Source organism: Aminiphilus sp. (assembly GCF_029975095.1).
Taxonomy (GTDB): domain Bacteria; phylum Synergistota; class Synergistia; order Synergistales; family Aminiphilaceae; genus Aminiphilus.
On the sequence record NZ_JARKPW010000018.1, the window covers coordinates 1 to 8,028 of the forward strand.

At 59.5% G+C, this 8,028-nt stretch carries 8 protein-coding genes, 1 tRNA gene and 1 pseudogene; 3 read left to right on the forward strand and 7 right to left on the reverse strand.

Features of this window, described 5'->3' with window-relative positions:
- Nucleotides 1–206 (reverse strand): annotated as a pseudogene (locus Q1K49_RS01055) (acetate kinase); the annotation flags it as partial.
- Between the two features lie 62 nt (nucleotides 207–268).
- Between Q1K49_RS01055 and Q1K49_RS01060 the strand changes: the two are divergent.
- On the forward strand, nucleotides 269–1,474 hold the full coding sequence (locus tag Q1K49_RS01060) for a nucleotidyltransferase family protein (RefSeq protein ID WP_300521790.1): 1,206 nt from the start codon (nucleotides 269–271) through the stop codon (nucleotides 1,472–1,474).
- Nucleotides 1,475–1,501: 27 nt separating this feature from the next.
- Here the strand turns inward: Q1K49_RS01060 and coaD are convergent, their stop codons facing one another.
- From coaD to trmB, 3 genes are read right to left on the reverse strand one after another with little or no spacing between them, the layout of a single operon-like run.
- Nucleotides 1,502–1,999, reverse strand: coding sequence for a pantetheine-phosphate adenylyltransferase (coaD, locus tag Q1K49_RS01065; protein WP_300521792.1), 498 nt, complete (start codon nucleotides 1,997–1,999; stop codon nucleotides 1,502–1,504).
- A 6-nt stretch (nucleotides 2,000–2,005) separates the two neighbouring features.
- Nucleotides 2,006–2,512, reverse strand: coding sequence for an RsmD family RNA methyltransferase (locus tag Q1K49_RS01070; protein ID WP_300521794.1), 507 nt, complete (start codon nucleotides 2,510–2,512; stop codon nucleotides 2,006–2,008).
- A gap of 26 nt (nucleotides 2,513–2,538) precedes the next feature.
- A complete protein-coding gene (gene trmB / locus Q1K49_RS01075) occupies nucleotides 2,539–3,480 on the reverse strand; it encodes a tRNA (guanosine(46)-N7)-methyltransferase TrmB (RefSeq protein WP_300521796.1) in 942 nt (313 codons plus the stop codon).
- Between the two features lie 204 nt (nucleotides 3,481–3,684).
- Between trmB and Q1K49_RS01080 the strand changes: the two genes are divergently transcribed.
- Nucleotides 3,685–3,762: transfer RNA gene (locus Q1K49_RS01080), tRNA-Pro, on the forward strand.
- Nucleotides 3,763–3,879: 117 nt separating this feature from the next.
- A complete protein-coding gene (gene rsmA, locus Q1K49_RS01085) occupies nucleotides 3,880–4,716 on the forward strand; it encodes a 16S rRNA (adenine(1518)-N(6)/adenine(1519)-N(6))-dimethyltransferase RsmA (RefSeq protein ID WP_300521799.1) in 837 nt (278 codons plus the stop codon).
- Nucleotides 4,717–4,786: 70 nt separating this feature from the next.
- Here rsmA and Q1K49_RS01090 read toward each other — a convergent pair whose 3' ends face one another.
- The 3 genes from Q1K49_RS01090 to Q1K49_RS01100 form a co-directional block, all read right to left on the reverse strand.
- Nucleotides 4,787–5,092, reverse strand: a complete 306-nt coding sequence (locus tag Q1K49_RS01090; RefSeq protein WP_029166319.1) for an HU family DNA-binding protein — start codon at nucleotides 5,090–5,092, stop codon at nucleotides 4,787–4,789.
- A gap of 105 nt (nucleotides 5,093–5,197) precedes the next feature.
- Nucleotides 5,198–6,523: a ribosome biogenesis GTPase Der gene (gene der, locus Q1K49_RS01095; RefSeq protein ID WP_300521807.1), complete on the reverse strand. Its 1,326-nt coding sequence runs from the start codon at nucleotides 6,521–6,523 to the stop codon at nucleotides 5,198–5,200.
- Between the two features lie 58 nt (nucleotides 6,524–6,581).
- Nucleotides 6,582–8,028 (reverse strand): prephenate dehydrogenase (locus tag Q1K49_RS01100; protein WP_300521808.1); only part of this gene is annotated, 1,447 nt, incomplete at its 5' end.

Sequence of the window (8,028 nt, forward strand, 5' to 3'; positions counted from 1 at the left end):
TCGAGAACCGCCTTGATGGCAATTTTGTGGTTCGGGAAATCACTGTCGGAAACCACTGAATCCATACCGGTCTTGGTATGCTTGATGCGCCCACCCTCGATACCGATACGTTCCACGAGCCCCTTTGCCCTAACTTTCTCACCGGCCATGTCAAAGAGCTGGTACTTGAGGGAAGAGCTGCCGCAGTTCAAAACGAGGACTTTCACGCGATTACCTCCCTTGACCTAAGTAACCCCGGACACGTATGGTTTCTCCGGGGGGAATGGATATGAAAAAGAACATCGTGGGCATTATCGCCGAATACAATCCGTTGCACAACGGCCACGTCCATCATTTAGCGGCAGCAAGGAACATAAGCGCCGCAGATGCGGTGGTGGTGGCTCTTTCCTCTCATTTCGTGCAGCGGGGAGAGCCGGCTTTTCTCGACAAGTGGCAACGCACACGCATGGCCCTGAGCTGTGGCGCGGACCTCGTTCTCGAGCTGCCCTGCCTTTTTTCTTGCGCGAACGCCGGAATCTTCGCCAATGCGGGCGTGGACATTCTCGCCCGCACAGGAATCGTGACGCATCTGTCCTTCGGCATGGAGAATCCCTGCTCGAAATTGGGCACTATCGCTGCCATTCTAGTTCAGGAACCCCCGCTCTTCAAGGAGAAACTGCGGTTCTTCCTCGACGCAGGATATTCCTTCGTCGAAGCCCGAAGCCGGGCGGTGGAGGAACTTCTTCCCGAGGAAAAGGGTTTTCTCGGAGGCGCGAACAATTCTCTCGCCGTGGCCTATTCCTGTCGCGTTCTCTCCAGACAGTACAAACTAGCTCTCGTTCCCGTGCTTCGCAAAGGCAAAGGCTACCACGATCCCACACCGGACGCTCTGGCCAGCGCGACAGCGCTTCGGGAGATGGCACGGCGCGACGACCGGGAAGCGCTTCGCCGGGCCATGCCCGCGCCCTCCGCAACCCTTTTGCTGCAATCCCTGGACGAGGGACGGACCACTGCGGACCACACCGTTCTCTGGCGCATTCTCCGGTCGCTCCTTCTCCGGAGCGGAGCGAAAGGAATCGCTTCCTCGGCGGAACTCCGGGAAGGACTGGAGCACCGGATCCTCGAAGCGGCACGGCACAGCACGTCTTGGGAGGAGCTGGTGAACGCCTGCGTCACCAAGCGTTATCCTCGGGGGCGAATTCAGAGGCACCTCATGCACATCCTGCTGGGGTTGGATCACTGGGAGTACAAGGCGATACAGCGCCTCGGCCCGGCCTACATCAGGGTTCTCGGTGCAAACCGAACGGGACGGACACTCCTTCGGCACATGCGGGATTCCGCCTCGCTTCCGGTCCTCTCCAAAGCTTCCGCTCCCGACACGGTCTACGCCCGGCGTATCATGAATTTCGAACACCGTGCGGCGGAGATCTGGGAAAATCTGCTCCCGACTCCACAAATCAGAACGGAGGCGACATCCCGCACCATTCTCCTTTGAGCAGCGGAGACCGGTGCGGGAACGCCGCTACCGCATGTCCAGACCGGGCGGAGGAAAACGCTCGCGAAGACGCCTGTAGACCCCCGGAGGCACCATGCCCTGAATCGACCCTCCGAAATGAAAGACTTCCTTGACGGATCGGCTGGACAGATAGGAATACTGGGCTTCCGTGACGATGAAGAATGTCTCGATCTCCGGGGCGAGCTGGCGATTCATCTGAGCGAGCTGAAATTCGTATTCGAAATCCGAAAGGGCGCGAAGCCCCCGAATGATGATGCGACTCCGCTCTTGGCGCATGAAATCCACGAGGAGTCCCTCGAAGGAGGAGACGTGCACGTTCGGGATGTGGATCAGAGCTTCCCTCGCCATGGCTTTGCGTTCCTCGATGTTGAACGTCCCCTGTTTCTGGGTGTTATAGAGAACCGCCACCACCAGCTCGTCGAACAACGCGGCGGACCTCTCGGCAATGTACACGTGTCCATTCGTGATGGGATCGAAGGATCCCGGATACACGGCTTTTCTCATCGTCTCTCAACTCGTTTCCGATTCGTCCCGCCGCAGGAAGGTGAGCACGGTTTCGCCGTAGGTGCGACTTTCCGTGTTCCACCCGGGGGAAGTTTCAGGATAAGGTTCTCTCGCCGAATGCTCCACCACGAACAGCCCGCCGGGAAGGAGCAGTTTCGTGATCTGTGCCTGGAGATCGAAAAGGACGGGAATCCATCCGTTCCCGTAGGGCGGATCGGCGAAAACGACGGAGAAGAGGCTCTTTCTTTTCACAAGAAGAACGAGTGCTCTCCGAACGTCCATGTAGAGAACTCCCGGTCCCGTTTCGCCTCTCCGGTTTTCCCGGAGACGTTCACATCGGTTCCTGAGCACCTCCACGGCCAGAACGGGACGGGCTCCACGCCGCCAGGCTTCGAAAGCGACCTGTCCCGTACCGGCGAAGAGGTCGAGGAACCCGCCCTCCAAGACTTTGTCGCCGAGAATGTTGAACAGCGCCTGCAGGACTTTCCCCGACGTAGGCCTGACCTCCTTCACCGGCCCCGTCCCCTTTCCTGATCGCATCAAGGGAGAGTCTTCGCCAGAAATCCCGCGGCCTCTTCGAGGGCAAAGCGGACTGCGGGCGTTCTGAAGGGTGTCGCCGTGTCGTCGATCTTGACGAGCACACGATCGTTTCGACGAACGGCGCGAAGGAAGAACCGCTGTTCAAATCCGTCATCGTTGGCAATGACCTGTACCAGCGCACTGCCGTCGTTCCCCAGAAAGACCTCCCGAAAGATCCAATGAGCTTCGTTTCGGTGTCCCTCCCTCCCTTCGAGCGCACGGAGACATTGCCAAAGATCGCCTTCGAACACAACTTCGACGTGCAGCGCTCTCCCCTCCTCCATAAGACGCTCCCCTCTCCAGGGAGCGGTTTTCTCCACCACCACGGACAGAATCTCCTTGCCCAGGGCCCGCCACTTTCTTTCGTATTTGGTCGCCACGGGCCGGTCGGATACATCAGCATCCTCAAACCGTCCACACAGGGCCGGATGTTCTCCGAGGGCGGCCATGGCCTCTCGGGCATACCACGCCTCGTCCGTGACGAGACGGAACGTCCCTCCTATGCAAAGGACAGCCGCAAGCGCATCGGCAAATCCCCTGGATGTGACGCGCCTTCGGGCGTGTCGGCTTTTCGGCCAGGGGCAGGGGAAATTCATGAAAACCTTTTCCACTCCGTTGTCCTCGAAGCATTCCCGTAAGAGGAAACGTGCGTCTCCCAACAGGAGCCGGACATTTTCCGCTCCCAGACGACAGAGACGCCTCGCGGCCTTGTCAAGGCACGTCAGCGACACTTCCATGCCCACCATCGGCTGGTGCGGACTCGCCCCGGCAAGGTGTTCGAGAAATTCACCGTTGCCGAATCCGATCTCGACCCAGGGTAGACGCCCCTGAAGCTTTTCGGGCCAATCGAAATACGGCCGCTCCGAAAGCATACGATAAAACCCACTCAGATAGAAACCCATGACGCCACCTCCCGATTCCGGAGCCGCTCACATTATACCCGGCTTTTTTCAGGAAACCACGCAGACATGCCGTCGCATCCTCCGAAAATCACGGGAAACTTCACCCGCGTCCAGTTTCAGGAATGGCTTTACCCCTGTCCCGTCGCAAGAAGCAATTCGGTGGCTTGACCGAACTGAATTCGTGCGCTAGAATAGCTCGCGTTTCGGGATGTAGCGCAGCCTGGCTAGCGCACCTGCATGGGGTGCAGGGTGTCGGAGGTTCAAATCCTCTCATCCCGACCACTGAAAAGAAAGGGGAAACCGAAAGGTTTCCCCTTTTTTCTTTCCTGATGGAGGCGGAATGGCGGGACAAACGTCTACCGTTTCCGGAGGGATGACGGGGAAGGTGGAAATGCGCTCGTGAAAGACAAGGGAGAGAAAGTTTCGTCTTTCGTTCCGAATACGGACATAGGCCAGAATTTCCTCAAGGACCGGAATATCCTCCGGATTCTCGTCGAGGAGGCACGGCTTGCCCCGGAGGATCTCGTTCTGGAAATCGGTCCCGGAATGGGTGTGCTCACGGAGGAGCTGCTTGCCGGGCCGTGTCGGGAGGTCATCGCCATCGAACTGGACCGGAGGCTGGCCCCCTATCTGGAACCCCTGGCGCAGCGCCACCCCAAGCTCCGTCTCCACTGGGACGACGCTCTTCGCTTTCCCTACGGCGAGCTGCCCGAAGGACCGAACAAGGTCATCGCCAACGTCCCCTACTACATCACGACGCCCCTTCTCTGGACGCTCCTCGAGTGCCTGAGCGGACGAGGACTGCGGACACTGCTCCTCATGGTCCAGAAAGAAGCGGCGGAACGCCTCGTCGCCTCTCCAGGGACGAAGGCGCGGACACCCCTCGGCATCACGCTCGAAGCTATGGGACACGTGGCACTTCTTCGGAACATCCCTCCCACGGCATTCTTTCCGCGTCCCTCGGTGGACTCCAGTCTCGTCCGAATCGTTCTGGAAGAAACGTATGCATGGCTCCCCGGCGATTTCCTCTGGCGGTCCCTGCTTCGCAACGCCTTTGCCCAACGGAGGAAAATGCTGCGCACCACGCTCCTCGGCATTGCGGGCAAGGACCGCGCACAGGTCGAGGAGCGTCTCTCGTCCCTGGCGATAGCCTCCACCGCGAGAGCAGAGGAATTGGAAATCGGCCAGTGGCTGGCTTTGCACAACAATCTCAAGGGAGAGCGCCTCAGCATATAAAAAAAACGGCAGGCGAACCTGCCGTCACGGACAGTATGCGCGCACAGCCGGATAAGAAAGGCGAAAAGGACTATTTCTTCTTGGCGGCCTTGGCGGCCTTGGCATCCACCGCGTCTTTCAAGGCCTTCCCGGGACGGAATGCGGGAACGTTTTTCGCGGGAATCTTGATGACCTTCTTGGGATCCTGGGGGTTTCTTCCCTGTCTCGGGGCACGGTGACGAACCTCGAAGGTTCCAAAGCCCACGAGTTGCACCTTGTCGCCCTTCGCGAGAGCGCCCTGAACGGCCTTGAAGACCGCCTCCACCGCTTCGGCTGCCGCTTTCTTGCTCACATTCGTCGCTTTGGCAACCTCCTGCACCAGGTCATTCTTCGTCACCGCGCAACACCTCCTGTACAGATTGACAGGAACCTTTGCGAACACCGCAACGGCTCCTGTTCCTGCCTATTATTACCAGCTTCTTTGCTGATGGTCAAGAGGTTATTATTCCTTTCTCTCGCTTTTCCGCCAGTGGATTCGAAGAGGAACGCCATCGAAGCAAGCGAGCCGGCGTAACTGCTTCTCCACATGTCGATGAAATTGCTGCGTGACGATCTCCGGATCGTTGACGAAAAAGGCGAAAGTGGGCGGCGCCGTCCGTACCTGAGCGCAGTAATAGACTTTGAGAAAGCGCCCGGACCCGTCGCTGGGAAGGCGCTCGAAAGCCATCAGATCCCGAAGAAGCCGGTTCAGCTCGGATGTGGAAATGCGGCGACGCCGGTTTGCGTGCACTACCGCCACGTGTTCCGGAATCTTGTGGAGGTTCCTTCCGGTCTTGGCCGAGACGAACACCGTGGGTGCATGTGCCACGAAGATGAACTCGCTTTTCAGAAATTTGCGCATCTCGTCTCCGAGATCCTCCCGTTTCGGCGCCAGGTCCCATTTGTTCACCACGAGAACGAGTCCCTTGCCCCGATCCAGTACCCGGCCGGCAAGCCGTTTGTCCTGATCCGTCGCCGTCTCGCCTCCCTCCATGACCAACACCGCCACGTGGCACCGGTCGATGGCCTCGAAACTGCGGAGGTTCGAGTAGTATTCCACGTCGGAGTCGACGCGGCTCTTTCTCCGCAAGCCCGCAGTGTCGATGAAGCGGTAGAGGACACCGCCGATGTCCACGAGAGAGTCGATGGCATCCCTCGTCGTCCCCGGAATGGAGCTCACGAGGGAGCGCTCTTCCCCGAGCAACGCATTGAGGATGCTCGATTTTCCCACGTTCGGACGCCCTATGAGCGCAACGGAGATCTCCGGTTCCTCGACCTCCTCCTCGTCATTTGCAGGCTCGGGCAGAAGCGAGACCACCACGTCGAGAAGATCTTCGACATTCCGCCCGTGCATGGCGCTGACGGGAAAGACCTGTTCGAAGCCGAGTCCGTAGGCTTCGTACATTTCCTTCTCGTGGACGGGGTCGTCGATTTTGTTGCACACCACGAGGATCGGAACCCGACTCTTCCGGAGAAGTGAGGCGATCTCTCCGTCTACGGCATTGGGTCCGTTTCTGCCGTCGATGACGAAAAGAATGACGTCGCTCTCCTCGATGGCCTGACGGACCTGGGCAAATATCCCCGGCGCAAAGGGGAGATCTTCCTCGAAGACGATGCCGCCCGTATCGACCACGTAGAACCGGCGTCCGTTCCACTCGGTCTCTCCATAGAGTCTGTCCCGGGTCACGCCGGGAAGATCGTCGACGATGGCGGCACGCCTTCCGACGATCCTGTTGAAAAGCGATGATTTTCCCACGTTCGGGCGCCCTACGACAGTTACGACAGCCATGTGTTTTCCTACCTCTCGTTTCTACGTTTTCTGTTGCCTTTTCGGCATATCGATACGCTCATTCGCGCCACAGGGTGATTCTCGGAAAGTCACCCTGGCGGGACTGAAGATGGAAGAGCGGAAAGAGGGCGCGAAAGAGACGATGTCCTTCTTGCACGCGAAGCCACACCATCCGCCCCGCTGGATCCGGGTCGAGAGGGGCAAACCCTTCGGCCTCCAGCCGATCCACCAGGCGCTCTTTCTCCATCGCCTCGGGCAGTTCGAGGCAGAGCAAGGTCGTCCACGGAGGAAGGTCCAAGTCCTTCCGTTCCTGAAGCTCCCGTCTCCAGAAGGCATCCCAGCCGATCTTCAGAGCCCCCAGCCACGGCAGGGAAACGTTCCTGCTCTGGACGACAACAAGACGGTGCTCCGCTCCTTCTCCTCTCCAGCAGGACTCCCAAACCATCTTGAAGGCCTGGAAGCGCGCATCATAAAAGGGACGACGCGCCTCTCCGTCCGCATCTATCCAAGAAACGCACCCGACGGGGAGGAGATCGCAAAGCTGCAGCGCATAGCGAGTGCCCACCACGAGTCCCCCGCGGCGCATCTCCTCCAACAGAGCGCGCAAGCGGCGCTTCTCCCCCGAAAGCCCGCTGTGCCAGAGCCGGACGGGAAAGGTTCCCTTCCACAGCCGTTCCGCAATGGGCAACAATGCCTCCAGGCCGGGACGTTTTCCCACCAGGAGAAGGTTGCGACATGCCGGACATTCCCGGGGAAAGGGCTGCCCCTCTCCACACAGGGGACAATGGAGGCGCTCGCCTTCCACTCTGCACACCGTACCGCATCGGGGACAGTGAAAGGAGCGGCCGCATTGGTCGCAGACGACTTCTCCGGCATATCCCTTCCGGTCGAGGAGCCAGAGAGCCACCTTGCCCGAGGAGACGGCCTCGAAGGTTCTGCGCACGAGAGTTCCGCTGAGACGGAGTCCTCCTTCCACCCCTGTCACATCATGGCACTTTGCACGTCCCACATCCACAAAAATGAGCCGTTTTCCGGGCCTGGAAGGACAAGCGAGCCTTCCGCGAAGAAACACTCTGGACGAAGGCATCCTTCCTCCCAGAAGGAAAAGGGATTTCCAGAGCTGCGCGCGCCGAAAGGCGACGGTCCTGACATGAAAGGCGGGAGTGCCGGGGCCGATGTGGCCGCCGCTCGCCTCCTCATCAACGAGAATGACTTCCGGCCTGAAAAGGGGGGCGAACACCGCCCCCCGCGCTCCCACGACAAACGCCGTCTCGCCGTTCCGGACCTTCCGCCATGTTTCGGCGAGGCGCTTTCCGCCCAGAGACGGCCACAGAACGCCCTTTTCGCGCATCGATTCGGGAAGAGCCGTCCAGAAATCCCGAGCCTCTCCCTCCTCAGAAAAAAGAGCGAGCCCCGACGGTCCTGCGGGATTCCTGTCCAACACCTCCATGTAGCGCTCGAACCGGAGATGTTTCTCCTCTCGGTAGACGAATTCCTCTCCACCC

Excerpts from the sequence above, each read along its gene's own strand:
- Q1K49_RS01060 (WP_300521790.1), top strand. The coding sequence starts at position 269 with ATGAAAAAGAACATCGTGGGCATTATCGCCGAATACAATCCGTTGCAC.
- coaD (WP_300521792.1), bottom strand. The coding sequence starts at position 1,999 with ATGAGAAAAGCCGTGTATCCGGGATCCTTCGATCCCATCACGAATGGA.
- trmB (WP_300521796.1), bottom strand. The coding sequence starts at position 3,480 with ATGGGTTTCTATCTGAGTGGGTTTTATCGTATGCTTTCGGAGCGGCCG.
- der (WP_300521807.1), bottom strand. The coding sequence starts at position 6,523 with ATGGCTGTCGTAACTGTCGTAGGGCGCCCGAACGTGGGAAAATCATCG.